This window comes from Chryseobacterium nepalense, from assembly GCF_023195755.1.
Taxonomy (GTDB): domain Bacteria; phylum Bacteroidota; class Bacteroidia; order Flavobacteriales; family Weeksellaceae; genus Chryseobacterium; species Chryseobacterium nepalense.
The window spans coordinates 1,082,890-1,109,471 of the sequence record NZ_CP096203.1 but is presented as its reverse complement, the minus strand read 5'-3'; the positions used below and the strand labels follow the sequence as shown (position 1 = coordinate 1,109,471).

Genomic DNA, 26,582 nt, shown 5'->3' with positions numbered 1-26,582 from the left:
TAAGAAAGCTGTTTCATCCTTATGAAACGGCTTTTTTTATTAAATTAGCGAATCTTAAAAAATTATTAGAAATGATCTCTAAAAAGTATCTTGAAAATCTACAGAACGAACTGCAAAATATTGAAAATGACGGACTTTACAAAAGAGAAAGAATTATTACTTCTCAGCAGAGTGCGGAAATAGAAGCTAACGGGAAAAGACTGCTGAACTTCTGTGCCAACAATTACCTGGGATTATCCAACCATCCGGAAGTGATGAAAGCTTCTCAGGATATGATAGAATCTCACGGTTACGGAATGTCATCCGTTCGTTTTATCTGCGGAACCCAGGATATTCATAAGCAACTGGAGCAGAAGATTGCGGATTTTTTAGGTCTTGAAGATACGATCCTTTATGCCGCTTGTTTTGATGCAAACGGAGGAGTTTTTGAACCATTATTCACAGAAGAAGATGCGATCATTTCGGATGAGCTGAACCATGCTTCCATTATCGACGGCGTTCGTCTTTGTAAAGCGGCAAGATACCGTTATAAAAACAACAATATGGAAGATCTTGAAGCCCAGTTAATTGCGGCTTCCGAAAAAAATCACCGTTTTAAAATCATCGTTACGGACGGTGTTTTCTCAATGGACGGAATTGTTGCCGATCTGAAAGGTGTTTGCGATTTGGCAGATAAATATGACGCTTTGGTAATGGTAGACGACTCTCATGCTACAGGTTTCATCGGGAAGACAGGCCGTGGAACGCATGAAGCCAACGAAGTGATGGGTAGAGTAGACATCATTACTTCCACTTTAGGAAAGGCATTGGGAGGTGCTTTGGGAGGATTTACTTCCGGTAAAAAAGAAATCATCGATATGCTGAGACAGCGTTCAAGACCGTATTTATTCTCGAACTCACTGGCTCCGGGAATCGTGGGAGCAGCGTTGAAAGTATTGGATATGATCTCCGAAGATACTTCTCTGCGTGATAAAGTAATGGAAAATGCAGAATATTTCAGAGCTGAAATGAAATCGAAAGGTTTTGATATTCCGGATGGTGATGCAGCAATAGTTCCGGTAATGCTTTATGATGCACCTTTAGCCCAGAAAATGGCGGAAAAATTAATGGATGAAGGAATTTATGTAATTGGTTTCTTTTATCCTGTTGTACCGAAAGGAAAAGCGAGAATCAGAGTTCAGCTGTCTGCGGCCCACACAAGAGAACATCTGGACAAAGCAATCGCAGCTTTTGAAAAAGTAGGAAAAGAACTTGGTGTGATTTAAAAAATAAAATCAGATTGTTAGAATAAACAGGATTTCTATATTTACGGAAATTCTGTTTTTTTATGCAAAAAATATATTGTTTTACTGAAGGAAGTTTCTGAAAGTGAAGTTTTGGTTTTACTTTGAAAATTGCAACCGTTATGATAAGACGGGAAGTCTGAGTTATATAGTAAAATATGAAGACAGAAAAAAACAGACAGTATTTCTTTTATAAATTAAAACTTTTACAGCTTTTCATAAATAAATAGTAAACATATCAGGAAAATGAGAATATTTTATTGTGTTTTCTATCCAATATTTTTGTCATTAACGTTATATTTGCCATTATTTTTTTACGATGCTTTACACCATAATAAAAGCGCTTCATATTATCTTTATGGTAAGTTATTTTGCAGGGATCTTTTACCTTGTAAGAATATTTGTTTATTATAAAGATACCGACGAATTTGCCGAGGATAAAAAGAAAATTTTAAGAGAACAGTATACCTTCATGGCACGCAGGCTGTGGAATATAATTACCGTTCCGGCGGGTGTAATCATGACACTTTGCGGAATAACCATGATCTTCCTGAATTTAGGGTTGATGAAAACGCCTTGGTTTCATCTGAAGCTCACGTTTCTTATCGGCCTCGCAATTTACCATTACTGGTGCTGGAAAAAAGTGTTACAACTGAAAAAACTGAACGGAAATACCTTGGAAACTGCCAATATCAAACTAAGACAGGCGAATGAAATTGCGACATTTATTTTGTTCCTTGTTGTATTTACGGTGATCTTAAAATCTCAGGTTATTGAATATTGGTGGCAATTAATTACCGGATTTTTCGTTCTGGTATTTTTAATTATGATGACGGTGAAATTGGTTAATAAAAATAAGAAAAAGTAATGATTGGTTAATGGTTGTTTGCTCATGGTTGATCGTAAAAAGCTAACAACTAACAACAATTAACTAACAACATTTGACAATAAAAACTATGATTGCAATTTTAAAAAAAGAACTTTGGAGTTACTTCGGAAACTGGAGCGCATGGGTGATCATTGCCGCCTTCAGTCTGATCACGACGCTGTTTCTGTTTTTTTTCGACAACGATTCCAATATTTTTGAGATCGGGATGGCTTCTCTACAGAGCTACTTTGTTTTGGTTCCTTGGCTGTTAATGTTCATCATTCCGGCTCTTTCGATGAAAACTTTTGCGGAAGAACAGCAGACCGGAACATTAAACTGGCTGTTTTCCCAACCCTTAAAAATTTCGGATTTAATATTTGGAAAATTCTTATCCGTTTGGATTGTTGGTATTTTATGCCTGATTCCATCACTGATTTATTTATACACCGTTTATGTACTAGGTGTTCCGGCAGGAAATATAGATTTAGGGATGACCTTCGGAAGTTATATCGGGTTAATTATTTTAATTGCAGCATTTTCGGGAGTTGGAATTCTGGCTTCTTCGCTTTCCCAAAACCAGATCATGGCTTATCTGTTGGGTGTTTTCATGTGTTTCATCATGTACTTCGGGATTGAGCAGCTGGCAAGTTATAAATTGCTTGGAGGCGCAGACTTTATTTTACAGAATGTAGGCTTTTATCAGCATTTCTTAGGTTTTACAAGAGGACTTATTGATTTTAAAGATGTAGCTTATTTTGTGCTGATCATCGGTATTACCTTAGTTTTGTCCAATCATTTCATTAATAAAAAAAAGTAGAATTATGAAGAAGATATCATTTAAATCTCCGCTGGGAATTTTACTTTTCGTCATTTTACCGCTGGTTATTATTCTCGCCGTTTCAGGCATCAGGTTGGATTTAACCAAAGAAAAAAGGTATACACTTTCAGACAATACCGTTAAAGTATTAGAATCGGTAAATAAACCTTTGGTGGTGGACGTTTACCTGGAAGGCGATTTTCCTGCCAGCTTCAAACAGCTTCAGAGTGAAACGAGATTCATGCTCGAAGAATTCAGGAAGATCAATCCGAAAATCGATTTCAAATTTATTGATCCCATCAAAACCAAAATGTCTCAGGATACCCTGATGGCAATGGGAATGCAGCCTTCCGTACTTCCGGATATCAAAGACGGGAAAGTTTCGCAAATTATGCTGTTTCCGTATGCGGTGGTAAAATACGACAAAAAAGGAGTTTCCATTCCGTTGGTAGTACAGCAGTCCGGAATTGATGCAGATCAGCAGTTAACAAAATCCATCGAAAATTTAGAATATAATCTGATTTCCAATATCAAAAATATTGCAGCAAACCGGAGAAAAAAAATCGGGGTACTGATCAACCAGGATGAGCTGAGCCCCACTGAATTCCAGGGATTCATGCAGCTGGCAACGGAAAGTTATGATGCAGGACCTATTATTCCTAAAAATCAGAAAGAGCTTAGCCTTGCTGATGTTCCGATGCTGAAGCAGATGAGTGCGCTTGTCATTGCAAAACCAAGAAAAGCCTTCACCGACGGAGAAAAAGTGATCCTTGACCAATACATCATGAACGGTGGTAAAACGTTGTGGATGATTGATGCCGTAAATGCGGAAATGGATACGCTGATGAGGTCTAAAAAAGTAATGCCGTTCCCGGTAGATATCAATATGACCGACTTTTTCTTCAACTACGGAATCAGGATCAATCCTGCTTTGGTAAAAGATGTGAAGAAATTTGCCCTGTTGAGATTAGTGACCGGAGAAGTGAGTGGAAATCCTCAGTACACCAGTCTTCCGTGGCCATATTACCCATTAGGAATCGCAGAAAACAAAAATCCGATTACCAAAAATATCAATCCGGTGAAATTTGAATTCCCGACCTCCATTGATACCTTGGGCGGAAGAAAAAATATCAAAACGAATGTTCTTTTTGAATCCAGTGAAAGAACTTTGCTCAAGCAGGTTCCGAATTATGTGGATTTAAAAGAAATTTCCAGTGTCGACAGCCTTGGACAAATGGAAAAACCTAGCACCCCGAAAATCTATGCAGTAGCATTGGAAGGAAAGTTCAATTCAGCGTATGCTTCAAGGATTGAAAGAAAATCATACCCGAATTTCAAAAATTCAAGCCCTGAAAATAAAATGATCGTTATCGCCGACGGCGACGTAGGCCGAAATAAAGTGCTGAAAGGTGAGCCGCTTCCTTTGGGTGTAGATCTGCTCACCAACGAACAGTTTGGCAACGAACAGTTCCTGAGAAATGCCCTCGATTATCTTCTGGACGACAGCAACCTGATGGAGCTCAGAAACCGAAATATTGAAGAAAGGCTTCTGGACCGTCAAAGAATTACCGAAGAGAAAAACAACTGGCAATGGTTTAATTTGCTGCTGCCGTTAGTAATCATTGGGATTTTAGGAGGGTTGTTCTTCTGGTTGAGGAAGAAGAAGTTTGGATAAATAAAAAAGAGAAGTTTTGGACTTCTCTTTTTTTATTTTAACAAGTTATTTTTACCAATTTTTTGATTGATTTTCTAAATCTGTCTGGCATTTAAATTTTCCCTTTTTAAAGTCATCTTCTGATCTTTCGATACGACTGATGAAAATTTCAACAGTAAAAGGAACAAATTCAGAATGATCTTCCTTTTCCAGTTTAGATAAAATATATTCTTCAATTTTCTCAAAGAAACTTTCATCTTGGAGTTGAGCGAGATAAGTGATTAAGTTTAATTCTTGTTTAAATATCCATAAATGTTATAATTTTTCCCAGATGAACGATGCAATTAAAGATCCTATTATACCTAGAGCTATTGCAAAAATTGCAGAAAGCAATAAAGATAAAAGAGGATATTGCTTAATAAAATCAAAAATTCTATAATACAAGATTTTATTAATTTTCTTTATTTCATTTTGAGATTTTTGAATTAGATTCTCTGGTACCTTGGAGACTTTTAATTTTTCTATACAAGAATTACAAATGATAGGATTGTTAGTTGAAAAAATTACTTCTTCCTTTATACCGTTCATATCAAATAAACAACCTTTAGTCTCGTCGTGTGTAAAAGACCTAAATTCAATACTTGTTGGTAAATTTTTATTGTGACTTAAATATGCAAAACTGTAAGCATACAACAATCTTAAAATTAAATTTTCTATTGGAATATTTTCATTTTTAAGAAGTTTCGCCATATCGCAAAATGTTATACAAATTCTATTATTAGACAATCTTCTTGAATAATAATTATCCTGTAAAGGAACATTTGTGATAGCAAATAAAATATCACCATTAAAATTATCAGGTAATTGATTTTCAATATTTTGATCAGAGTATTCCCAGTCTTTGCTATCTGAATTATAATTTATTGAATATTTATCAATTGTCTTTTCTACATCAAATAATTCAGATTTCCATTTTATCAAGGTTTTAGTTTTAAATTCAATTGGAACATTTCCCAAAATCACCAATTTTAGTTTTATTTTCATGATATATTAGTTAAATAATAACAAGATAACTATTTCTAAATAGAGTAAAAAAGAAAGTTATAATTTTATTCGCTAATAAAACGCCCTCCTAAACTCCCCCGGCGACTGCTTCACCTTCTGCTTAAACAATTTACTGAAAGACTGCGGATGCTCAAAACCAAGCTCATAAGCAATTTCACTGACGGACAAATTGGTTGTGCTCAAACGCTCTTTAGCATGGTCGATCAGCTTATTCTGGATGTGCTGTTGCGTGTTTTGCTGCGTGTGAATCCGCAACAGGCTGCTCAGGTAGTTCGGGGAAATACTCAGTTGTTCCGCGATGGATTTTACCGAAGGAATCCCTTTTTCCAGAAGATTTCCGCTGCTGAAATACTGCGAAAGCGTTTCTTCAAATTTTTCCAGCAATTCATGGCTTGATTTTTTTCTGGTAAAAAACTGGCGTTCATAAAAACGTTCGGCGTAGATCATGAACAATTCGAGTTGTGCGACAATCAGCTCCTGGGTAAATTTATCGGTATTGTTCTGGTATTCTTTTTCAATATTCCTGAAAAGATCAACGATGATTTTCTCTTCCTTATCTGATAGAAAAAGTGCTTCATTGATCTGGTAGCTGAAAAATTCGTATGATTTGATTTTTTTGATCAGGGAAGTTCCCCAAAGGAAATCAGGGTGAATGAGCAATAAATAGCCCGTCGGTTCCGCTACCACATCAGGTTTCATTTCCAGGCTCAGGAACTGAAGCGGCGAAACAAAACACAGCACACCGGAATCAAAATCGTATTCCTGCTGTCCGTAATTGAATTTTGCATTCACGTTACGTTTCAGGCCTACCGAGTAGAAATTCTGGATCCATTTCAGCTCCGTATCGTTTACCGGATACTGTACTTTGCTGTAATCAATAAGGCTGATCAGCGGATGTTCCGGATTCGGAAGATTACAAAACGCATGAAAATCTGAAATCGAATTAAATCTGAAAGTTTGTTTCATACTGCTAAATTATTAATTATTTTGAATCGTTGAACGTCAGATATTTATCATAATTGAAATCTAATGAAATTCTTTAAATACTCATTTTTCAAAATCTAAAAATTTATCTTCATCAGTTCCCGCAAAAATTCTATTTTTAAACCACAAAAAACAGTTACCTGATGATCAATAAGGCCCTCGAAATATGCTATGATTTCCCGTTTTTCTTACCGGAAGAACTTCTGGAAATATTCAATGCCCATGAGAAAATTACCTTCCATAAAGGAGATTTTATCCTGGAAGAAGGCAAAACAGCCAATGAATATTATATCGTGGAAAAAGGCCTCGCAAGATCATTTGTTACAGACTTCAACGGTAACGATGTTACGACTAATTTTTTTGTTGAAAACGAAATTATTATTGAGGTTTCATCACTTTTCCAGAGAATTCCTACGCAGGAAAACATCGTCTGCATTACCGACTGCGAATGCTGGAAGTTCGATTTTGAAACTTTTCAGGAGCTTTTTCATAAAATCCCGAATCTCAGGGAGTGGGGAAGGGCATGGATGTCGCAGCAATTGTTCATTTGCAAGCAGCGTTCCGTGGAAATGTTTACCCTGTCTGCCACCAGACGCTACCTTAATCTTCTGGAGCAGAAGCCTTACGTCATTCAATTTGCGCCACTCAAGCAGATCGCGTCTTATCTCGGCGTTACAGATACTTCTTTAAGCCGAATCCGCAAAGAATTGGTTTCACATCCCAGGAAAATATAAATCTTGCCTTATGACAAGTTGATTTTCACGGCAAGTTGATAATTTTGGTTACAGGTTAAACAAAATAAAATCACACTATGAAAATCAATCAGATCTTTGTCAATCTTCCCGTAAAAGATATTCGGGAAACAAAAGAATTCTGGACGAATCTGGGTTTCTCCGTTAACGAGCAGATTTCCGATGAAAGAGCAGTCTGTATCATGATGAATGATACGATTTCCATCATGTTCTTAACGGAAGAATTTTTCGAAACCTTTTCAGAAAGACCTGTTCCGAAAGGTGATACGACCCAGGTATTGGTTGCCATCGGATTAGACAGCCGTGAAGAAGTAGACCAGGTTGTGAATGCGGCTGTCGCCAACGGAGCAACACAGCATGAAGAGCCGCAGGATCATGGCTGGATGTATCAAAATTCTTTCTGGGACATCAATGGTCATGGATGGAATGTCATTTTTGCAGATCCTTCTCAGATCCCATCATAATTAATACATCAGAAACATAACATTATGGACACGCCAACATCAAAAAAATTAGAAATTATTATTCCTGCATTCCGTGGTCACAGTCAGAATTTCCTGATGGTGCTGGACGGAATTTCCGAGCAGGACGCTCTGAAAAGAGTAGAAGGCAAAACCAATCATATCATCTGGATGGCCGGAAACTTTTTGGATATGAGGTATGCTTTAGGATCGGTGCTCGGAATTCAGGAAGAATTTGAATTTAAAGATCTTTTTTTTCAGGGGAAAAGTTTAAATGAAAGTTTTGCCTACCCTTCTTTGGAGCAGTTAAAGGATGCTTTTCACAAAATATCGCCTCTGGTGTATCAGAAATTACTGGAAGCTTCAGACGAAGAATTGGACAAAGCCTTTCCCATGGGAATGAATATCGAATTTTTTCCGGAAACGATTCTGAATTTCATAGGAATGTGCATCGGTCGGGAAGATTATCTGTGCGGGCAAATCGGACTGATGCGGAGAATTCTCGGTTATGAAGGCTTAAAATATGAATTCGATAAAGATTTAAAATATTAAAAATGACTCCAGCTGAAAAAGGGTATCAGGAAGTTAACGGAATTAAGATGTATTACGAAATCTACGGTTCCGGAAAACCTTTGGTGTTGATTCATGGCGGCGGAGGTTCCATTCTGTTTGATTATAAAGAAGTTATTACAAGGCTTGAAAATAAGTTTCAGCTTATCGGCATCGATCTTCAGAATCACGGAAGGTCCGGTCATCGTGATATTGCGGAAACTTTTGAACAGGATGCGCATGATGTTGCTGCACTTCTGAAAAGTATCAACATAGAAAAAGCTTCATTCTGGGGATTCAGTAATGGCGGAAATACGGTAATGCAGGTTGCTCATCGGTATCCTGAAATGGTGGAAAAACTGATCGTTGCATCGGCATTCTACAAAAAAAACGGAATGCTGGACGGTTTCTTCGAAAGCATAAACAATGCTACTCTCGATTCAATGCCCGAACCGCTTAAAATTAATTTTTTGAGCCTGAATCCGGACTTTTCTGCCTTGGAAAACATGTTCGATAAAGACAGCAAAAGGATGCAGACTTTCGAAGACTGGAGTGAAGAAATTTTGAAAGGCATATCTTCTCCCGTATTATTTATTTCCGGGGATAAAGATGTAATGAAACCGGAACATACGGTGGAAATGTGGCGGCTTGTCGAAGATTCAAAACTCTTGATTCTTCCTGCAACCCACGGTTCCTACATGATGGCTGATTTTAATGGCAATACTGACGACAGGCTTATTGATTTTACTGTTAGCGAGGCAGAAAAGTTTTTAAATAATTAAAGTTTTTCAAAATCAATAGCTCATTTAAATCTAACTCTCTTTGCTGAGTAGAACGCTCTTGCGAACTTAACAACAGTTAGTAATTAAAATCTTCGTGGTCTTAGCATTAAATTAAACATTAATTAAAAATACTTAAATCAAGACCAATTAAATTCTTAGAAACGATTGTTCATGTAACTCTTATGCTTTTGCTGAGTAGAACGCCCTTGCGAACTTAAAAAAGTATAGTAGTAAAAAAATCTTTGCGGTCCTTGCGTTAAAAAAAATAAACATTAAATAAAAAAATACTAAAATCAAGGCCAATTAAATTCTTAGAAACGATTGTTCATGTAACTCTTATGCTTTTGCTGAGTAGAACGCCCTTGCGAACTTAAAAAAGTATAGTAGTAAAAAAATCTTTGCGGTCCTTGCGTTAAAAAAAATAAACATTAAATAAAAAAATACTAAAATCAAGGCCAATTAAATTCTTAGAAACGATTGTTCATGTAACTCTTATGCTTTTGCTGAGTAAAACGCCCTTGCGAACTTAAAAAAGTATAGTAGTAAAAAAATCTTTGCGGTCCTTGCGTTAAAAAAATAAACATTAAATAAAAAAATACTAAAATCAAGGCCAATTAAATTCTTAGAAACGATTGTTCATGTAACTCTTATGCTTTTGCTGAGTAGAACGCCCTTGCGAACTTAAAAAAGTATAGTAGTAAAAAAATCTTTGCGGTCCTTGCGTTAAAAAAATAAACATTAAAATAAAAATCATGGCTAAATTAAATTCTTATTTAAACTTTGACGGGAAAGCGGAAGAAGCTTTCAACTTTTACAAATCCGTTTTCGGAGGAGAATTTCTCGGAGAAATTTACAGAATGGGAAATGCACCCGGAACCGAAAACCTTTCGGTAGAAGAAAAAAAAAGGGTAATGCATATTGCGCTTCCTATCGGTAACGATCTTTTGATGGCTTCTGATATCGTTCCGAGTTTTGGGCAGACCCTCAAGGTAGGAAATAATAACTATGTCTCTATTTTCCCCGATTCCAGAGAAGAGGCGGAAAGACTTTTTAAAGGACTTTCTGAGGGCGGCAATATTGAAATGCCTCTTGAAGACCAGTTTTGGGGCGATTATTTCGGAAGTTTCCAGGATAAATATGGTATCCATTGGATGATCAATTATAATGAAGAATATATAAAATAGTGTACCTTAGTATTGAAAAGTGAAGAGCAATTATTTCAAAACACCAAAATAGATATTGATATGGAACCAATAAAAATTGAGATTACGATTCTGGAGCCCGTTGAGAAAGTATGGACGTATTTCAACAGCCCTGAACACATTACCCAATGGAATTTTGCCAGCGATACATGGGAGTGTCCTTCTGCTAAAGTAGACTTAAAAGAAGGAGGACGATTTACAACAAGAATGCAGGCAAAGGACGGAAGTTTCGGGTTTGATCTTGTCGGAATTTATGACGAAATTATTCCTGAGAAAAGAATCACTTATCACATGGAAGATCAAAGAAAAGTAAAAGTGATTTTCGATAAAATTGATGAAAACACGACAAAAGTTACTGAGATATTCGATCCTGAAAAGCAAAATCCTGTTGAAATGCAGCGGGACGGCTGGTACGCGATTCTTAATAACTTTCATAAATATGTTGAAAATCATTAAGTAATACCTTTTTCGGTCATGATCAATTTGGTAATAATGGCAAAGTGCCTGAACTCAATTTGCGCCGTGAGCCATACTGTAACAAGCGATTTCCTGCAGGGAATTATTCCCATGCCGGCAAGAAGAGCTTTAGGAAAAGAAAAAATAGATTCCCTTGAAAAACTTTCGGAATATTCCGAGAAGGAAATCCTGCAAATGCATGGTTTCGGTAAAAATGCTCTGGAAAAACTGAAAATCTACATGACGGAAAATAATATGTATTTTAAAAATAGTGACGCCTAGCATCCGGTAAATAATAATTAAATAAATTCAGGAATATTTAATACAATACCTGAAAAAAATTAAACCACTATCCTTTGCTGAATGAAATACCCTTGCGCCTTTGCGTTAAAATAATACAGAACGATTAAGCTTATTATTTCAATATTAAATTAAAACAATGAACAACAATATCTTTCCGTGCCTCTGGTACGATGAAAACGCTAAAGAATCTGCCGAATTTTACTGTAAAATATTCGGCGGAAAAATTACCGCAGATACACCGGTGGTGATGAACATTGCACTTTTCGGCCAGAAAATAATGCTTCTCAATGGCGGTCCTCAGTTCAAAAAAAATGCGTCGGTTTCTTTTATGGTTATCTGTGAAACGGAAGATGAAGTGCAACAGTACTGGGATCAGCTGATGGAAGGCGGGATGGCCTTAATGCCACTGGATTCCTATTCATGGAGCAAAAAATACGGATGGCTGAAAGATCAATATGATGTTACCTGGCAAATATTCCTCGGAAATAAACAGGAATCACAAAAAATAATTCCTACTCTGATGTTTATGCATGAAAACAATGGCAAAGCAATGCAGGCTATGGAATTGTATACTTCAACATTTCCCGATTCTAAGATCGGCAGTATTTTGAAATACGGAGAAGGAAGCGAGGGACACCCAATTGCAGAACCGGGAGAAAATATTCAGCATGCGCATTTTGTAATTGATGGTTATAGCTTTTTCTGTATGGACAGCTCTTATAATCATCAGTTTGATTTTAACGAAGCAATTTCAATGGTGGTGATGACAGAAGATCAGGAGCAGACCGATCAATATTGGAAAAGCCTGACCTCAGACGGAGGAAAGGAAAGCATGTGCGGATGGCTAAAAGATAAGTTCGGATTCAGCTGGCAGATTGTTCCTAAAAAATTAATAGAACTGATGAGTGATCCGGATCCTGCAAAAGCCCAGAAAGTAGTGCAGGCGATGATGAGAATGCAGAAAATCATTATAGAAGATCTGGAAAAAGCTTATCATTCTTAGAATCAATTTAAATGTTATGATTGTCCGTAATTTGTCATAATTGAAAAGCTTTGACTTTTTTTGCTGAGTATAAACTGAAGGTTTACGAACGTAGTTCAGCCCTTGCGAAATTAAAAGCATTTAGTAATAAAGAAATCTTTGCGAACCTTTGCGTTCAATAGATTCAAAAACTGCTCTGATTATTTTAAATAATCAATTTTATACATAATCTGAAAAACTAATTAAAATGTAATTCATATTTATAAGATACCATATTTTCAGCTTCGGCTTGCTGTTTGATGCTGTAAAGGAAATATCTTTTATGAAAACACACAACAAGTCACAATCTAAATCAAAAGTACCGGAAGAAGGTATCCTGCCGGAGATTATCCGGGAGAGCTACAGAGGAAGCGAGAAACTATTGGATAAAAAAGCGGTTATTTCAGGAGGGGACAGCGGAATAGGACAGGCTGTTGCCGTGCATTTTGCCCGCGAAGGAGCAGATGTTGCCATCATCTATAAAGAAAGTGATGACGATGCGGAAGAAACAAAAAAATTGGTAGAAAAGGAAGGCAGGAAATGCGTTTTGCTGAAAGGTGATATTTCAAAAAAGAATTTTCAGAAAAAATGCATTGAAAAAATAAAAAAAGATTGGGAGACATTAGATATTCTTGTCAATAATGTAGGAATACAGTTCCCGAAAGATGATATTGAAAACATCACAGACGAACAGATTCATGAAACGTTCAATACCAATATCATCTCTATGATTTCATTTACCAGAGACTGCCTGCAGCTGATGAAAAACGGATCACGGATTATCTGTACCACTTCTGTAACAGCGTATCGCGGAAGTGATCACCTCATTGACTATTCGTCCACAAAAGGTGCAATAGCAACTTTTATCCGCTCTCTGGCAACCAATATTGCAGAAAAAAATATTCTGGTAAACGGCGTTGCGCCTGGTCCTATCTGGACACCTCTGGTTAAAGAAACCTTCGATGATGTATCAGATTTCGGGAAAGATAACCCAATGAAAAGAGCGGGGCAGCCATCGGAAGTTGCACCGGCCTACGTGTTTTTAGCATCACAGGATTCAAGTTTCATTACCGGCGAAATCATCCATATCAATGGCGGAGATTATGTCGGAGGATAAAAATAATATAATACACAAATAACATAATAACAGCTACTTATACAATTTATGGAAATATTACATTTTGATATTCAGATTAATGCGGAAGCGGTAAAAGTCTGGACTGTACTTTGGGACGATTTCTCTTTCAGACAATGGACATCAGCTTTTACAGAAGGTTCTTTTTATCAGGGAAGTTTGGAAAAAGGAAATATTATAAAATTCCTAGACCCTAAAAATAATGGAATGTACAGTAAGATCGTTCAATTGATTCCCAGTGAGGAAATAACTTTTCTTCATCTTGGAGAAATTTATGAAGGAGTAGAAACACCGCGCGATTTGGGAGAAGCTACAGAACGATACATCCTCAAGGAACATGAAAATACCACGCATCTTTACGTTGAAGTGGCAACCACAGAAGAGTTCAAATCATTCTTTGAAGAAAAATTTCCAGTTGCATTATCCAATGTTAAAAATCTTTCTGAAAATCAACTTTAAATAATAAGTCTGTTTAAACTTTTACCCGCAAAAGTCACAAAAGATGAACTAAACTTTTATTTAAAGTTGATAATTATAAACGAAAAAGTTAACAATAGTTTTTAAAAATCTTTGATTTTTATTCTTTTGAGCACTTTGATTATTCTGGAAATTCGCTTTAACATTATCTTTTGTACCTTTTGCGGTTAATTCTGAAGTTATTTTAAACAAGTTAATACATAAAATTTCAGCTATGGAAACATTATCTTATGAAATCATCATCAGCGCTTCCAAACAAAAAGTCTGGGACGTACTGTGGAATGAAAAAACATATCGTGAATGGACAAAATTTTTCAATCCGGCTTCTGCATCTGTAATGAAATCAGACTGGCAAGTTGGCGGAAAAACGTACTTCCTGAATAGTGAAGGTGAGGGAATGGTTTCAACCATAGATAATATGGAAGAACCGGATCAGATTATTTTCAAACATCTCGGAATGGTAGATAAAGAAGGAAATGAAGACACTGAAAGCATGGAAGTGAAGCAGTGGAGCGGATGTTTCGAGAAGTATTTTTTGATTGATTTTGACGGAAGAACCAAACTTCATGCTGAGGTTCAGGTGGATAAAAACTGGGAAGAGCACATGAACAAAGGCTTCACACAGGGACTTGAAATAGTTAAAAATCTCGCGGAAAATACTTTAACACTTTAAGGGGAAATTATAGCAATATGAAACTATTAACAATTCTCTTTGCAACATTCTTTCTTGCTTTAGCAGGAACGAAAATTTTTGAGGGTGACTGGAACTTTTTGTTTTCCGGAAATCTTGGAATGGCTGTCTTTATCATATTTACCGGGTTGTCACATTTTAAATTTCAGAAAGGAATGGCAATGATGATCCCGGAATTTATACCTGCCAAAATGTTTTGGGTATATATTACCGGAGTTATAGAAATTGCTGCAGGAATTGGTCTCATGATACCCTCCATTCGTGAGCTGACTGCTGTTTTACTGATAATTTTTTATGTATTGGTATTTATTGCCAACATCAATTCGTCAAAGAAAAATATCAATATTTTTAAAGCGGATTTTACCGGCCCGGGAATGAGTTACCTTTATAAAGAAAGAATTCCGATGCAGATTATTTTGATTGCCTGGACCTGGTACTTCGGGATTTATCTGAATTAATTTATTTAAATAAGATTTCTTTAAAACATATTTAGCATTTGATGTAACAATTCTTCAGGGTAGGGCGTCTTATTATATATTAGAGACATTTTTAACCAAACCATGAAATATGAATATCACTGCTAAAATTTTCGGGATATCACAAGTGGTAATAACCGCCCTCATGATGAATGCACAGACCAATACCGCAAAATTGCCGGGAGATCCTTCCCTGGTTTCTACAAAAACAACGTTCGACCAGCTTATTTCTTATGATAAAGGAAACTTCAAATATAAAGTGGAGGATTACTTTGCAAGGCCGAAAGCTTCACAATTTAAAATTTCGCCGGACGGCCAGTATCTTTCCTATAAGGAAAAAGACAAAGACAGCAAAAACCACGTCTATGTAAAAGACCTGAAAACAGGAAAAGTAACCAAAGCACTGGAAGAAAAAGATGATTTGATCAGAAGCTACGGCTGGCTGGATAAAAAACGCTTATTCTACACACAGGACCGTGGTGGAAACGAAAATCTGCATTTATATGCCGCAGATATTGATGGTAAAAATCTAAAAGATCTTACCCCTTTTGAAGGAATTACACTGGGAACCGTAAGGGTTATCAAAGATACTCCGTTTGTAGTAGTTACTATGAACAAAAACAACAAGCAGATTTTTGAGCCGTATAAGATCAATTTCAATACCGGGGAAATTACGCAGCTGTATGAGAACAAAGATGTTAAAAGCCCGATTGATGATTATATTTTTGATAAAGACGGAAACCTGCGCGGATATGTTGTTCTTGAAAACGGTCTCACTTCAAAGCTGTACTACAAAGACCTGCAGACCGGGAAATTCAATCTTCTGAAATCTACAGACTGGAAAAATACCTTCTACATCGCAAGTTTTAACGAAAATTCCAAAAATAAGGATGAAGCGTACGTAGTTACCAATCTTGACGGTGACAAATCAAGAATTGTCCTGTACGATTTAAAAAAGGATGCAATCATTAAGGGAATATATTCAAATCCTGATTTTGATGTCAGTTCGATCAGTCTGGCAGGGAAAAACAGAAATTACGAACTCGATTACATCAGCTATAACGGAATTAAAAATGAAACGATTCCCGTAAGTAAATTCTATAAAGAAGTTCACGATAAACTGGCTTCTGAATTCGGAGACAAACAATTTTATGTTGTTTCTTCTGATGATAAAGATAATAAGCTGCTTGTCATTACAGACAGCGATAAGGTTTATGGAAAATATTATGAATACGATACCAAATCCAAAACCATCAAGCTTCTTTTTGATCTCATGCCTCAGCTGAAAGAAGAAGATATGGCAGAAATGCGCCCAATTGAATTTAAAAGCAGGGACGGATTAACCATTCGTGGGTATATCACATTGCCAAAGGAAGCGCTGCAGGGTAAAAAAGTTCCTTTAATTGTTAATCCCCACGGCGGTCCGCAGGGAATTCGCGACGACTGGGGTTTTAATCCGGAAACACAGTTGTTTGCCAGCAGAGGATATGCGACATTACAGGTAAACTTCAGAATTTCCGGCGGATATGGCAAGGAATTCCAGCAGGCAGGTTATAAACAAATCGGAAGAAAAGCAATGGATGATGTGGAAGACGGCGTTAAATACGTCATTGAACAAGGCTGGATTGATAAAAATAAAGTTGCCATCTACGGCGGCAGCCATGGCGGATACGCCACTTTAATGGGATTGATTAAAACTCCGGATCTTTATTCCTGCGGAGTTGATTATGTTGGGGTATCCAATATCTTTACCTTTTTCGATTCCTTCCCGGAATACTGGAAGCCGTACAAAGAAATGGTGAAGCAGATCTGGTACGATCTTGATAATCCTGAAGAAGCCAAAATTGCCAAAGAAGTTTCGCCGGTTTTCCAGATTGATAAAATTAAAAAACCTTTGTTTGTGGTTCAGGGAGCGAATGACCCAAGAGTGAACATCAATGAATCTGACCAGATTGTAAAAGGTTTAAGGGCTAAAGGTTTTGAAGTTCCGTATATGGTAAAATATGATGAAGGCCACGGATTCGGAAAAGAACCCAACCGTATTGAATTTTACAAAACCATGATGGGCTTCTTTGCTAAAAATTTTAATCAGTAAATCCAATACATTTTTATAATTAAACTACGGAAAGTTCCTTGAGCTTTCCGTTTTTGTTTTTAATGACTGCATTTTTACCGATAGACTATAGTCTAGCCCCGATAGAAACGGCATCCTTTTTTGTTTGCTGAAGCTTTAGAATGGAAAAACAAAAAAGATAAAGTGGATAGCGGGAAAAAGCTCCTAAAAAAATTAATACAAGTTCTACAAATAAAAACTACATCTAAAAAAATACGATTAATAAAAGAAAATCCTGAGTTCCCGAAAAATATTTTAAATTTATTAAAGTAAAACAAAAATTTCAACCGTCATAGCAATATGGAGGTTGTCGAAAAAATAACAATGCCACAGAAGGAGAAGGACAATATCATCTCGCAAACCGTTTCAAAGTACGGAGGAAAGCTGATGTCTTATATTCGTCCCAAAGTGAAAAATGCGGAAGATGCGGAAGATATTCTGCAGGAGGTGTGGTATCAGTTCAGTAGTCTTACGAATTTCTCTGAGATTGTAAACGTAGGTGGCTGGCTGTACAGGGTTACGGCCAATAAAATCACCGACAAGTACCGGAAGAAAAAAACCGAAAACCTTGAGGATTTCGTGTATGAGGATGAAGACGGCGATTTCTCCATTAAAGATATTCTGCTGATGGATGAAAGCGCCGGTCCGGAAATAAAAATGTTTCAGGATGAAATCTGGAAAAAATTATTTGAAGCACTGGAAGAACTTCCTGAAAAACAAAGAATTGTCTATGTTGAAAACGAACTCAATGATAAAACCCTTCAGGAAATAGCCGATGAACACGGTGAAAATATCAAAACCATCATCAGCCGAAAAAATTACGCGGTAAAACACTTGAGAAACCGGTTGAGAAAATTATACGAAGATTTAAATAGTTAGTAAAAAGAAAAATATGAATCATAAACATAAAAAAGGCTGGATTTTTTTAATACTGTGTCCGCCATTGATTTTTTTAGGAGTTACCTGGATTGTGATGGCCCTCTGGAATCATCTTCTTCCCGAAATATTGGGCATAAAATCCATTACGTATTGGCAGGCCATGGGAATTCTTGTCTTAAGTAAGATTCTTTTCGGAGGCTTCCATTTCGGAAAAGGAATGAGAGATTTTAAGGAAAGAAAAATGAGAGAGAAAATGATGCATCTTTCTCCTGAAGAAAGAGAAAAATTTAAGGAAGTCTGGAAAAACAGATGCGAAAGCGGTTTTTTCGGAAGAAATAAAAAAACAAACGAATAATTTGAAATTTAAGAAGTAGTAAAGTAAAGTTCAATACGATTCGTCTTTATAAAAAGAAGTAGTAAAATTTAAAATTTAAGAAAATGAAAAATTCAGTATTAAAAGGTGCTCTTGGAGCATTAGCTATTGCAGGTGTTGCCATGATCGTTAAAAAAGCAGCCCAAAGAAAAAGATTTGTCAAAGGTATTTTTGAGGAATACGGAATCAAGGAAAAATCACCTTTCGGACTAGCCGATAAAATCAGGGAAATGAATGACGAGCAATATCAGGAAATGAAGGGAAAGTTCAAAAAGGAATTCGCATCAAGATGCCACAGCAGATTTGAAAAGAAAGAAAATATTGCGGAAGCATAATAGAAAGTAACTAAATTGAGATTATTTATTCCGGCTCGGGAAGCGAAGCTTCCCGAGCCGGAATTTTTATAGTCATTGCGGTGAGCGGCGAAGAAGCAGTCTAAAAAAGTATCAATTCATGACAAGCTTTCCACTTGCGGCAATTTCTAATGAGCTTTTTCCAGCTTTCCGCACTCGCTATTTCTTTGTTTCCGGCTCGGCGGCTTTGCCGCCGAGCCGGAAACAAAGAAATGAGCTCAGACAATTGCTGCAATCTGGGCTAGGGTGGCAGTCGTTCCTTTCAATATTTAGAAATGTCGACAAAAGTTGCCATATTGAAAGCATAATGCAACTAACGCATTCAGCATTTGCTGAGTGATAGTTTATGCTGAGCTTGTCGAAGTATCTTTGCGAACAAAAAAATATTCTCAGCCATTTAAAAAAAATCTTTGTGTACTTCGCGTTTAAAATGCTTGTTGAAATACTTCCACATGACAACATTAGAGTGAATTAAAACTTTTATAAAAAAAATCTGCGTAATCTGTGAAATCCGCGGGATAAATAAAACCCTGCATTTAATTTCACGAGCCTATTTACGAATTTTGCTGAGTGGAACGCCTTTGCGAACGAAACGATATTCTCAGGTATTAAAAAAATCTTTGTGTACTTCGCGTTTAAAATGCTTTTTGAGATGCTTCCAGCATGACAACATTAGATTAAATTAAAACTTTTATAAAAAAATCTGCGTAATCTGTGAAATCCGCGGGATAAATAAAACCCTGCATTTAATTTCATGAGTCTATTTACGAACTTTGCTGAGTGGAACGCCTTTGCGAACGAAACGATATTCTCAGGTATTAAAAAAATCTTCGTGTACTTCGCGTTTAAAATGCTTGTTGAAATACTTCCACATGACAACCTTAGATTGAATTAAAACTTTTATAAAAAAATCTGCGTAATCTGTAAAATCCGCGGGATAAATAAAACCCTGCATTTAATTTCACGAGTCTATTTACGAATTTTGCTGAGTGGAACGCCTTTGCGAACGAAACGATATTCTCAGGTATTAAAAAAATCTTCGTGTACTTCGCGTTTAAAATGCTTGTTGAAATACTTCCACATGACAACATTAGAGTGAATTAAAACTTTTATAAAAAAATCTGCGTAATCTGTGAAATCCGCGGGATAAATAAAACCCTGCATTTAATTTCACGAGTCTATTTACGAATTTTGCTGAGTGGAACGCCTTTGCGAACGAAACGATATTCTCAGGTATTAAAAAAAAATCTTTGTGTACTTCGCGTTTAAAATGCTTGTTGAGATGCTCCCAGCATGACACCTTAGATTAAATTAAAAACATTAAAAAAACTTCGCGAACCTCACGTTAAAAAGAATTATACCCTTTGCCCGCCAACACAAATTCCTTACTTTTGTATCATTCAATGAAAGATTATTACTATTTTCTAGGGATTCCGCACGATGCTTCAGAAGAAGACATCAAAAAAGCATATCGTAAACTTTCTTTAAAATATCACCCCGACAAAAATCAGAATGATGATTTCTTTGCAGACCGCTTCAGGGAAATACAGGAAGCTTATGAAACGCTGAGCGATAAAAGCAGGAGACATTCTTATGATCAGAATTTAGAAAGCCAGCAGAAAAGCTTTCGGTATACGGTTCCGCCATCCATCAAGACGTTTTCAGCCAATAAAATCCATGCAAAAAAAGGGGAGGAAATTATCGTGACCTGGCAGACACAAAATGCGGATGTAGTGAAGGTTTTGCCTTTCGGGCTGGAAAAAGCGTATGGAGAAAGAGTATTTAAAATAACGGAATTTAAAGACGGAAAATTTCAGATTTTGCTGCATGCTACCAATTCATTGCTGCATAAAACGGCGGTACAAGGCATTACCATTACCGAAGTTTTTGAAAGCGATACAGAAAAATTCAAAGAAAAAGCAGAAGAATTATTCAGATCACAGCCGAGAACAGCTGCAAACCCGCACGGTCAGCCAAAAATCATGAAAATTATTGTGGCTGTTGGTTTACTTATCCTGGCCCTGTATTTTTTAATAAAAAGCTTCGGGCATTAGGCCATCTTCTTTCTTCCGGGGCATTTCTTGCACCGTTTTCCTTTTTTAAATTTCTTGCAGCAGGATTTCTTATCACCACAATACATTTCTTCAGAATTTGCAGAATATACAGGCGCTAAAGGCGGTACTTTAAATGGGACAATCATGTTCATGATGCAAATATATTAATTTAGAATAAATACAGATAATAAAATTTCATGAAATTTATTAGGTTGAATAATAAATGGTTAGTGCATAAATGAAAAATTCATTCCTTATAATAATTTTATAATAAAATTGTATTCATTTGTCCATGTTTTTGGGTTAGTTTTTAAAGAATTAAAAAAAATAAAAACTGAAATAATTTATGCAAAATTGAGTATTTGCCTTATTTTTATTTCAAAATGACAATAAAAACCTCTTAATATTGATAGGATAATATACTTTTTGTAATTTCTGTACGTTCTTAATTTACTTGTACAATTTTCTAAAAAATCGTAATTTTACGAATCTTTTTTACAACAAAATCTAATAAATAAAAATGAATACAGAACAGTTTGTGAGCCGCCACATTTCAGTAAATGAAGCCGATAAACAGGCAATGCTGGAAAAAATTGGCGTTTCAAGTGTTGAAGAGCTCATCTCTCAAACCATTCCTTCTTCTATCCGCTTAGAGAAAGATCTTGACATTTCAGAACCGCTTTCAGAATACGAAATGCTGAATCATTCGAAAGAGCTGGCATCGAAAAATACGGATTACACCAGCTATATCGGTTTTGGATATCATAACACGCTGTTGCCTTCGGCTATTCAGAGAAATATCTTTGAAAACCCGAGCTGGTATACTGCATATACTCCTTATCAGGCGGAAATAGCACAGGGAAGGCTGGAAGCGCTTCTTAATTTCCAGACTGTTGTATGTGATCTTACAGGTTTTGCCTTGGCAAATGCATCATTGCTGGACGAATCCACCGCAGCAGCAGAAGCCATGCACATGTTCTTCAATAACAGAACAAAAGATCAGAAAAAGGCAGGAGCTAATAAATTCTTCGTTTCAGATCTTGTATTACCGCAGACGGTTTCCGTTTTAAAAACAAAAGCAGAAGGACTGGAAATTGAAATCGTTGAAGGAGATCATGCTTCTCATGAATTCGACGGTTCTTACTTCGGTGTATTATTGCAATATCCTGGTAAAAACGGAATCGTTTTAGACTATACTCAAAATATCGCTGAATATAAAAAATCAGATCTACAGGTAGTAGTTGCCTGCGATCCGATGGCTTTGGTTAAGCTAAAATCTCCTGCATCAATGGGTGCCGACTGTGCTGTAGGGACAACGCAGAGATTTGGTATTCCGTTGGGATACGGAGGACCTCACGCGGCATTCTTCTCTTGTAAGGAAGATTATAAAAGAGATATCCCGGGAAGAATTATCGGGGTTTCTCAGGATGCTTACGGAAAACGTGCCCTCAGAATGGCATTACAGACCAGAGAGCAGCACATTAAAAGAGAGAGAGCAACATCAAACATCTGTACAGCCCAGGTTCTTCTGGCAGTAATGGCTGGAATGTATGCTGTTTACCATGGTCCGAAAGGATTGAACTATATCGCAGATCAGATTCACTTTAAAGCAAATGCTCTTAAAAACGGGCTTAAAGCATTAGGATATGACATCGTTGAAGAACCGATTTTCGATACGGTAAAAATCAACCTTAGTGAAGATGAAAAAGGAAGACTGATGAGAATGATGCTTGATCATAAACTCAACCTGAATTATTTCACGGAAGGTGTGGTAAGTATTGCGATCAACGAAAGTACAACGTTGGATAAACTGAATTATCTGATGGCATCTTTTGCTCAGTTTAAAGATAAGCAAAGTTTCAAATTAGAAATAAAAGAAGGATACAGCATTCCTGATGAGAATTTAAGAAAAGACGAAATTCTTACGGAAGAAGTATTTAATAAATACCATACGGAAACAGAACTGATGCGTTACATCAAGCGCCTGGAAAGAAAAGATTTATCATTGACACACTCTATGATTTCTTTAGGTTCTTGTACAATGAAGCTTAACGCAGCAACGCAGATGCTACCGCTTTCATGGGAAAACTGGGGAGCAATTCACCCATTTGTACCGGTGAATCAGGCAGCAGGTTATCAGGAAATGATCAGCGAACTGGAAAAAGATTTAGCTGAAATTACAGGATTTGCAGGAACTTCTTTACAGCCGAATTCCGGTGCACAGGGAGAATACGCAGGTTTAATGGTGATCAGAGAATATCATATCTCTAGAGGTGAAGGCCATAGAAATGTTGTTTTAATTCCGCAATCAGCACACGGAACAAACCCGGCGTCTGCAGCAATGGCAGGAATGAAGATCGTGGTAGTGAAAAACCTTGAAAACGGTGAAATCGACTTCGATGATTTAAAAGCTAAAGCAGAACAGCATTCTGAAAATCTTTCCTGTGTAATGATCACATATCCTTCAACTTACGGATTCTTCGATGCCAACATTAAAGAAATTACTTCTTTGATCCATGAGCATGGCGGACAGGTATATATGGACGGAGCTAACATGAACGCACAGGTAGGATACACAAGTCCTGGGAATATCGGGGCAGACGTTTGTCACTTAAACTTACATAAAACTTTCGCAATTCCTCACGGTGGAGGAGGCCCTGGCGTTGGCCCGATCTGTGTGGCTAAACATTTGGTGCCTTTCTTACCTTCCAATGCGAACATTAAAATCGGTTCTAAAGAATCAATAGACGGTATTTCCGCAGCACCTTACGGTTCAGGATTAATTCTGAATATTTCTTATGCATACATCAAAATGTTAGGAACTTCAGGGTTGAAAAAAGCAACGGAGCATGCTATTCTGAACGCAAACTATTTAAAAGAAATTTTAGCCGAGCATTTCCCGATCTTATATTCCAACGAAAACGGAAGAGTAGCACACGAATGTATCGTAGATTTCAGACAGTTCAAATCGTTAGGAATTGAAGTGGCAGATGTTGCGAAAAGACTTATGGATTACGGATTCCACGCGCCGACCGTTTCTTTCCCTGTGGCAGGAACATTGATGATTGAGCCTACAGAATCTGAAAGCAAAGCTGAAATCGATCGTTTTGCAGAAGCATTAATCGCGATCAAGCATGAAATTGATGAGATTGCAAACGGTGATGCAGATCCGGCAAACAACGTGTTGAAAAATGCACCTCACACGGAGCAATTGGTAATCTCTGATTCATGGGATAAACCATACAGCAGAGAGAAAGCAGCATATCCGCTGGAGTGGGTGAGAGATCATAAATTCTTTGCTTCCGTTTCAAGAGTAGATGAAGCCTACGGAGACAGAAACTTAGTATGTACTTGTGAGCCTATTGAAGCTTATATGTAATCAAAATTTTTTTATATAATTAATCCCTTTCAGTGATGAGAGGGATTTTTTTGGTGGAAAATTAATTTGAATTGATTTAAAATAAAAAGTATTAGCGAGGTCGGACTTTCAAAGGACTCAAAGTTCAACGACACACATAGGTAGCGAATACTTCATAAATACTGCTAACTTACAAAAATTTGCAGAGTTGAAAAGCATGAGCGGAATGAAAACATGCTTTTCAATTTTGCATTTCTCCCATCATTTTGGCAATACAATTTTAACTGCAGTTTTTTAGCTCAAATTTATATTTGGTTGAATTTCAAATGATCCATCTTTCAGTGAAATTATATCATCAAGCATTAATACAGTTCTAATTAAACATCTTCTAGTTTCATCCCTATATACTTCTGCATGAACTCCTTTATTTGCGAGATTATTCAATTTTGACCATTGTGCAAATAATAGTTCCGTTGAAGCAGTAATTAAATCAATGTTTGTAGAACTTAATTTGTTCTGTTTACTATATTCATATATTCGATTTTTATATTTATCTGCTTTCAATGAATTTCCATTTCCGTTTAGTTCATTTTGTGGTGGAAAAATACAATCTGTAACATATTCAAATATTCTTCTACAAGTTGTCACAACTTGAGCAAATTGTTCATTAGTTTCTGAACTTTCATACGTATTTAAAGCTGACCATAATTTGTTACCTAAATCAGGTGCGATATCAGATAATTGCGATACTACATTATCTGCTATATATGCTAGAGATGAGCCAAATCCTTTTTTCCATTCAGCAACTCGTCTTGCATGTTCGTAATCATGGAAACTATCAAATATTGAATATTTAAGTTTCAAGTCTTCAAATTCAACACTTTCAAAACCAATCTTCAAATATTCCTTTTGCATTTCTGTGTCTAAATCATCACTTTCAAAACTATCATGGAATAAATTCAGTTTTTTATTTCTTATCCTTGCATATGGTATTAGTGTACGACTATAAAGCATCCAATGTGTTTTGTTTGAATCATTTATTTCCATTGCTCCTATAAAAGGTTCATAATCTTTAAGATTTTCAAATAAATATTCAGCCCATTTTAAATCTAAGCTTTCAAAACATACGGCAAAAATATTATGATTTAAAGAATTTTCGAGTCTTTTACTGTCAAATTTTTTCCAATTATTTTCCTCAGAATATAACCAACTTTCAATTAACTGATAATATTTTTCTGGATTCACTTGATACGTTGTAGATGTTACATTTTCTTCAACCTTTTTCTGAACTTCCTCTTGGCTATATAATAAAAATAATAAATCTCCTACAAAAAGTTTAGAAGAAATATTTAAAGTTCTATTTTCTAAAATAACTTTAAAAATTTCTTCATAAATTGTGTAACCGTAAAGTGAGCCTAAACTTTCATGATCAGCATTAAAATGTAAAGCTATTTTCATTTGATGAAGTAATGTTGTTGTAAAATTGAAGGTAACGTCTTGTGGCTTTGCGTCAGTGGCGGTTTTTCAGCACCAAGCCTTTCCAAATATGTCCTAAGCTCCGCCATTGCTCAAAACCGATGTTATGTGAAGTTTTTTTACATTTTATCAGACCAGCCATCTGTGTAGCTGTCTTTTTCTCCATTTGCGCCACTAAAAGTAATTTCTATTTTATTCCAATCTGGATTAACTTGATGAACTCTACATTTGTCTTTCGATTCATATAAGATTTCAATTTTACCCTCTTCATTTTCAATAATGTATTTTCTTTTGAGTAGAGTTGCACCAGTTGCTTCTAAATCTTCTGTAGTAATTGTTGCGTTTTCAATTGTTGGAAGACTAAAGTATTCTTGTTCAGTAGAAATTCTTTTAGTGTTTTCTATTATTTGATTGTAGATTTCTTTCATGTGTTTGTTATTCTTCAGAGTATAAATCTAAAGTTGTTAGTAATTTGAGTTCTTTTAAAATTATTTTATCACTTTCAGGAAAATCGAATTCTCCATTTCCGTCTACTAAAAGAAAAAATTTTCATCAAATCCGTCTGCACCGCTTGAGTTTAGTATTACGTCAAAATTAAATTCAACTTCTTTGAATGTGAAATTTCTATTTGGAATGTCAACATAGATATTTTCCATAGTTGCATTAACTTCCCATTCTTCTGCTCCATAATTTCCTGGATTAGTATCTGTCAAGCAATAATTCCAAAAATCAAAGGAATTATTTAATTTTCAGCAATCATTTCTCTGATTGAATCTATATGCATATTGTTGGTTTTAAAATTTAACACAACTTTTGTCTTCATGCATTGCGTCAATTCAAAATATAATCAAATATAAAAAAAGTCTTCCGAAAACGATTGATTTGTTATAATTGATTTTTAATTTATTCCAACGCAAAAGAAAAAAACACAAGAAATCCAATCTAAGCTTAATGTATTTCCTCATTTTATTGTGATAATAATCTAAATAATAGGGCAGAA

27 protein-coding genes are annotated in these 26,582 nt (G+C 36.1%); 22 read left to right on the top strand and 5 right to left on the bottom strand.

All coding sequences use genetic code 11. The annotated features are described in order from the left end of the window. Positions 1-71: 71 nt before the first annotated feature. The 4 genes from kbl to gldG all read left to right on the top strand — a co-directional run bounded on the left by kbl (position 72) and on the right by gldG (position 4,643). Positions 72-1,265, top strand: a complete 1,194-nt coding sequence (gene kbl / locus M0D58_RS04720) for a glycine C-acetyltransferase (protein WP_248393877.1) — start codon at positions 72-74, stop codon at positions 1,263-1,265. Positions 1,266-1,602: 337 nt separating this feature from the next. Next, entirely contained in the window at positions 1,603-2,151 is a 549-nt protein-coding gene (locus M0D58_RS04715) for a CopD family protein (RefSeq protein WP_248393875.1), read from the top strand. A gap of 88 nt (positions 2,152-2,239) precedes the next feature. Beyond that, positions 2,240-2,968 carry an ABC transporter permease subunit gene (locus tag M0D58_RS04710; protein WP_248393874.1) on the top strand — a complete coding sequence of 243 codons (729 nt, stop codon included), beginning with the start codon at positions 2,240-2,242 and terminating at the stop codon, positions 2,966-2,968. A gap of 4 nt (positions 2,969-2,972) precedes the next feature. Continuing rightward, the gene (gene gldG, locus M0D58_RS04705; protein WP_248393873.1) at positions 2,973-4,643 is read left to right on the top strand and encodes a gliding motility-associated ABC transporter substrate-binding protein GldG; all 1,671 of its coding nucleotides are present in this window, start codon (positions 2,973-2,975) and stop codon (positions 4,641-4,643) included. A 294-nt stretch (positions 4,644-4,937) separates the two neighbouring features. Here gldG and M0D58_RS04700 read toward each other — a convergent pair whose 3' ends face one another. Then, complete coding sequence (locus tag M0D58_RS04700) at positions 4,938-5,666, bottom strand: hypothetical protein (RefSeq protein WP_248393872.1); 729 nt, start codon at positions 5,664-5,666, stop codon at positions 4,938-4,940. Between the two features lie 72 nt (positions 5,667-5,738). Continuing rightward, positions 5,739-6,653 (bottom strand): helix-turn-helix domain-containing protein, encoded by a 915-nt coding sequence (locus M0D58_RS04695; RefSeq protein ID WP_248393871.1) that lies wholly within the window; start codon positions 6,651-6,653, stop codon positions 5,739-5,741. Between the two features lie 161 nt (positions 6,654-6,814). Between M0D58_RS04695 and M0D58_RS04690 the strand changes: the two genes are divergently transcribed. The 18 genes from M0D58_RS04690 (at position 6,815) to gcvP (ending at position 24,127) form a co-directional block, all read left to right on the top strand. Continuing rightward, positions 6,815-7,405: a Crp/Fnr family transcriptional regulator gene (locus M0D58_RS04690; RefSeq protein WP_248393870.1), complete on the top strand. Its 591-nt coding sequence runs from the start codon at positions 6,815-6,817 to the stop codon at positions 7,403-7,405. Between the two features lie 77 nt (positions 7,406-7,482). After that, positions 7,483-7,887: a VOC family protein gene (locus M0D58_RS04685; RefSeq protein ID WP_248393869.1), complete on the top strand. Its 405-nt coding sequence runs from the start codon at positions 7,483-7,485 to the stop codon at positions 7,885-7,887. A gap of 24 nt (positions 7,888-7,911) precedes the next feature. Beyond that, complete coding sequence (locus M0D58_RS04680) at positions 7,912-8,436, top strand: DinB family protein (protein ID WP_248393867.1); 525 nt, start codon at positions 7,912-7,914, stop codon at positions 8,434-8,436. A 2-nt stretch (positions 8,437-8,438) separates the two neighbouring features. Then, positions 8,439-9,215 (top strand): alpha/beta fold hydrolase, encoded by a 777-nt coding sequence (locus M0D58_RS04675; protein ID WP_248393865.1) that lies wholly within the window; start codon positions 8,439-8,441, stop codon positions 9,213-9,215. Positions 9,216-9,967: 752 nt separating this feature from the next. Continuing rightward, on the top strand, positions 9,968-10,399 hold the full coding sequence (locus tag M0D58_RS04670) for a VOC family protein (protein ID WP_248393863.1): 432 nt from the start codon (positions 9,968-9,970) through the stop codon (positions 10,397-10,399). A 60-nt stretch (positions 10,400-10,459) separates the two neighbouring features. Next, positions 10,460-10,873, top strand: a complete 414-nt coding sequence (locus tag M0D58_RS04665; RefSeq protein ID WP_248393861.1) for an SRPBCC family protein — start codon at positions 10,460-10,462, stop codon at positions 10,871-10,873. Between the two features lie 66 nt (positions 10,874-10,939). Continuing rightward, the gene (locus M0D58_RS04660) at positions 10,940-11,155 is read left to right on the top strand and encodes a helix-hairpin-helix domain-containing protein (protein WP_248393859.1); all 216 of its coding nucleotides are present in this window, start codon (positions 10,940-10,942) and stop codon (positions 11,153-11,155) included. 157 nt (positions 11,156-11,312) lie between these two features. After that, positions 11,313-12,179 (top strand): VOC family protein, encoded by an 867-nt coding sequence (locus M0D58_RS04655; protein WP_248393857.1) that lies wholly within the window; start codon positions 11,313-11,315, stop codon positions 12,177-12,179. A 301-nt stretch (positions 12,180-12,480) separates the two neighbouring features. Continuing rightward, positions 12,481-13,314, top strand: a complete 834-nt coding sequence (locus tag M0D58_RS04650) for an SDR family oxidoreductase (protein WP_248393855.1) — start codon at positions 12,481-12,483, stop codon at positions 13,312-13,314. A gap of 48 nt (positions 13,315-13,362) precedes the next feature. Further along, positions 13,363-13,791, top strand: coding sequence for an SRPBCC domain-containing protein (locus tag M0D58_RS04645; protein ID WP_248393853.1), 429 nt, complete (start codon positions 13,363-13,365; stop codon positions 13,789-13,791). Positions 13,792-14,023: 232 nt separating this feature from the next. Beyond that, positions 14,024-14,482 carry an SRPBCC family protein gene (locus M0D58_RS04640; RefSeq protein ID WP_248393851.1) on the top strand — a complete coding sequence of 153 codons (459 nt, stop codon included), beginning with the start codon at positions 14,024-14,026 and terminating at the stop codon, positions 14,480-14,482. 17 nt (positions 14,483-14,499) lie between these two features. Beyond that, a complete protein-coding gene (locus M0D58_RS04635) occupies positions 14,500-14,958 on the top strand; it encodes a DoxX family protein (RefSeq protein ID WP_248393850.1) in 459 nt (152 codons plus the stop codon). Positions 14,959-15,067: 109 nt separating this feature from the next. Next, the gene (locus tag M0D58_RS04630; protein ID WP_248393849.1) at positions 15,068-17,071 is read left to right on the top strand and encodes a S9 family peptidase; all 2,004 of its coding nucleotides are present in this window, start codon (positions 15,068-15,070) and stop codon (positions 17,069-17,071) included. A 342-nt stretch (positions 17,072-17,413) separates the two neighbouring features. Next, on the top strand, positions 17,414-17,968 hold the full coding sequence (locus M0D58_RS04625) for an RNA polymerase sigma factor (RefSeq protein WP_248393848.1): 555 nt from the start codon (positions 17,414-17,416) through the stop codon (positions 17,966-17,968). A 13-nt stretch (positions 17,969-17,981) separates the two neighbouring features. Then, positions 17,982-18,323 carry a hypothetical protein gene (locus tag M0D58_RS04620; RefSeq protein ID WP_248393847.1) on the top strand — a complete coding sequence of 114 codons (342 nt, stop codon included), beginning with the start codon at positions 17,982-17,984 and terminating at the stop codon, positions 18,321-18,323. Between the two features lie 83 nt (positions 18,324-18,406). Beyond that, complete coding sequence (locus M0D58_RS04615) at positions 18,407-18,676, top strand: hypothetical protein (RefSeq protein ID WP_248393846.1); 270 nt, start codon at positions 18,407-18,409, stop codon at positions 18,674-18,676. Positions 18,677-20,097: 1,421 nt separating this feature from the next. Further along, a complete protein-coding gene (locus M0D58_RS04610; protein WP_248393845.1) occupies positions 20,098-20,748 on the top strand; it encodes a J domain-containing protein in 651 nt (216 codons plus the stop codon). Positions 20,749-21,268: 520 nt separating this feature from the next. Continuing rightward, positions 21,269-24,127, top strand: a complete 2,859-nt coding sequence (gcvP, locus tag M0D58_RS04605; protein WP_248393844.1) for an aminomethyl-transferring glycine dehydrogenase — start codon at positions 21,269-21,271, stop codon at positions 24,125-24,127. A gap of 273 nt (positions 24,128-24,400) precedes the next feature. Here gcvP and M0D58_RS04600 read toward each other — a convergent pair whose 3' ends face one another. The 3 genes from M0D58_RS04600 to M0D58_RS04590 all read right to left on the bottom strand — a co-directional run bounded on the left by M0D58_RS04600 (position 24,401) and on the right by M0D58_RS04590 (position 26,295). Continuing rightward, the gene (locus M0D58_RS04600) at positions 24,401-25,564 is read right to left on the bottom strand and encodes a hypothetical protein (RefSeq protein ID WP_248393843.1); all 1,164 of its coding nucleotides are present in this window, start codon (positions 25,562-25,564) and stop codon (positions 24,401-24,403) included. Positions 25,565-25,701: 137 nt separating this feature from the next. Continuing rightward, positions 25,702-26,010 (bottom strand): hypothetical protein, encoded by a 309-nt coding sequence (locus tag M0D58_RS04595; RefSeq protein WP_248393842.1) that lies wholly within the window; start codon positions 26,008-26,010, stop codon positions 25,702-25,704. Between the two features lie 105 nt (positions 26,011-26,115). Beyond that, positions 26,116-26,295, bottom strand: coding sequence for a hypothetical protein (locus M0D58_RS04590; protein ID WP_248393841.1), 180 nt, complete (start codon positions 26,293-26,295; stop codon positions 26,116-26,118). Positions 26,296-26,582 lie beyond the last annotated feature (287 nt).

What these genes read in the sequence shown, in the direction of transcription:
- M0D58_RS04655 (WP_248393857.1), top strand. Translation starts at nt 11,313, where the DNA reads ATGAACAACAATATCTTTCCGTGCCTCTGGTACGATGAAAACGCTAAA.
- M0D58_RS04650 (WP_248393855.1), top strand. Translation starts at nt 12,481, where the DNA reads ATGAAAACACACAACAAGTCACAATCTAAATCAAAAGTACCGGAAGAA.
- M0D58_RS04630 (WP_248393849.1), top strand. Translation starts at nt 15,068, where the DNA reads ATGAATATCACTGCTAAAATTTTCGGGATATCACAAGTGGTAATAACC.
- M0D58_RS04595 (WP_248393842.1), bottom strand. Translation starts at nt 26,010, where the DNA reads ATGAAAGAAATCTACAATCAAATAATAGAAAACACTAAAAGAATTTCT.
- M0D58_RS04690 (WP_248393870.1), top strand. Translation starts at nt 6,815, where the DNA reads ATGATCAATAAGGCCCTCGAAATATGCTATGATTTCCCGTTTTTCTTA.
- M0D58_RS04700 (WP_248393872.1), bottom strand. Translation starts at nt 5,666, where the DNA reads ATGAAAATAAAACTAAAATTGGTGATTTTGGGAAATGTTCCAATTGAA.
- M0D58_RS04615 (WP_248393846.1), top strand. Translation starts at nt 18,407, where the DNA reads ATGAAAAATTCAGTATTAAAAGGTGCTCTTGGAGCATTAGCTATTGCA.
- M0D58_RS04600 (WP_248393843.1), bottom strand. Translation starts at nt 25,564, where the DNA reads ATGAAAATAGCTTTACATTTTAATGCTGATCATGAAAGTTTAGGCTCA.
- M0D58_RS04635 (WP_248393850.1), top strand. Translation starts at nt 14,500, where the DNA reads ATGAAACTATTAACAATTCTCTTTGCAACATTCTTTCTTGCTTTAGCA.
- M0D58_RS04715 (WP_248393875.1), top strand. Translation starts at nt 1,603, where the DNA reads ATGCTTTACACCATAATAAAAGCGCTTCATATTATCTTTATGGTAAGT.
- M0D58_RS04645 (WP_248393853.1), top strand. Translation starts at nt 13,363, where the DNA reads ATGGAAATATTACATTTTGATATTCAGATTAATGCGGAAGCGGTAAAA.
- M0D58_RS04685 (WP_248393869.1), top strand. Translation starts at nt 7,483, where the DNA reads ATGAAAATCAATCAGATCTTTGTCAATCTTCCCGTAAAAGATATTCGG.
- M0D58_RS04675 (WP_248393865.1), top strand. Translation starts at nt 8,439, where the DNA reads ATGACTCCAGCTGAAAAAGGGTATCAGGAAGTTAACGGAATTAAGATG.
- M0D58_RS04620 (WP_248393847.1), top strand. Translation starts at nt 17,982, where the DNA reads ATGAATCATAAACATAAAAAAGGCTGGATTTTTTTAATACTGTGTCCG.
- M0D58_RS04665 (WP_248393861.1), top strand. Translation starts at nt 10,460, where the DNA reads ATGGAACCAATAAAAATTGAGATTACGATTCTGGAGCCCGTTGAGAAA.
- M0D58_RS04640 (WP_248393851.1), top strand. Translation starts at nt 14,024, where the DNA reads ATGGAAACATTATCTTATGAAATCATCATCAGCGCTTCCAAACAAAAA.
- M0D58_RS04695 (WP_248393871.1), bottom strand. Translation starts at nt 6,653, where the DNA reads ATGAAACAAACTTTCAGATTTAATTCGATTTCAGATTTTCATGCGTTT.
- M0D58_RS04710 (WP_248393874.1), top strand. Translation starts at nt 2,240, where the DNA reads ATGATTGCAATTTTAAAAAAAGAACTTTGGAGTTACTTCGGAAACTGG.
- M0D58_RS04680 (WP_248393867.1), top strand. Translation starts at nt 7,912, where the DNA reads ATGGACACGCCAACATCAAAAAAATTAGAAATTATTATTCCTGCATTC.
- M0D58_RS04610 (WP_248393845.1), top strand. Translation starts at nt 20,098, where the DNA reads ATGAAAGATTATTACTATTTTCTAGGGATTCCGCACGATGCTTCAGAA.
- M0D58_RS04625 (WP_248393848.1), top strand. Translation starts at nt 17,414, where the DNA reads ATGCCACAGAAGGAGAAGGACAATATCATCTCGCAAACCGTTTCAAAG.
- kbl (WP_248393877.1), top strand. Translation starts at nt 72, where the DNA reads ATGATCTCTAAAAAGTATCTTGAAAATCTACAGAACGAACTGCAAAAT.
- gcvP (WP_248393844.1), top strand. Translation starts at nt 21,269, where the DNA reads ATGAATACAGAACAGTTTGTGAGCCGCCACATTTCAGTAAATGAAGCC.
- M0D58_RS04670 (WP_248393863.1), top strand. Translation starts at nt 9,968, where the DNA reads ATGGCTAAATTAAATTCTTATTTAAACTTTGACGGGAAAGCGGAAGAA.
- gldG (WP_248393873.1), top strand. Translation starts at nt 2,973, where the DNA reads ATGAAGAAGATATCATTTAAATCTCCGCTGGGAATTTTACTTTTCGTC.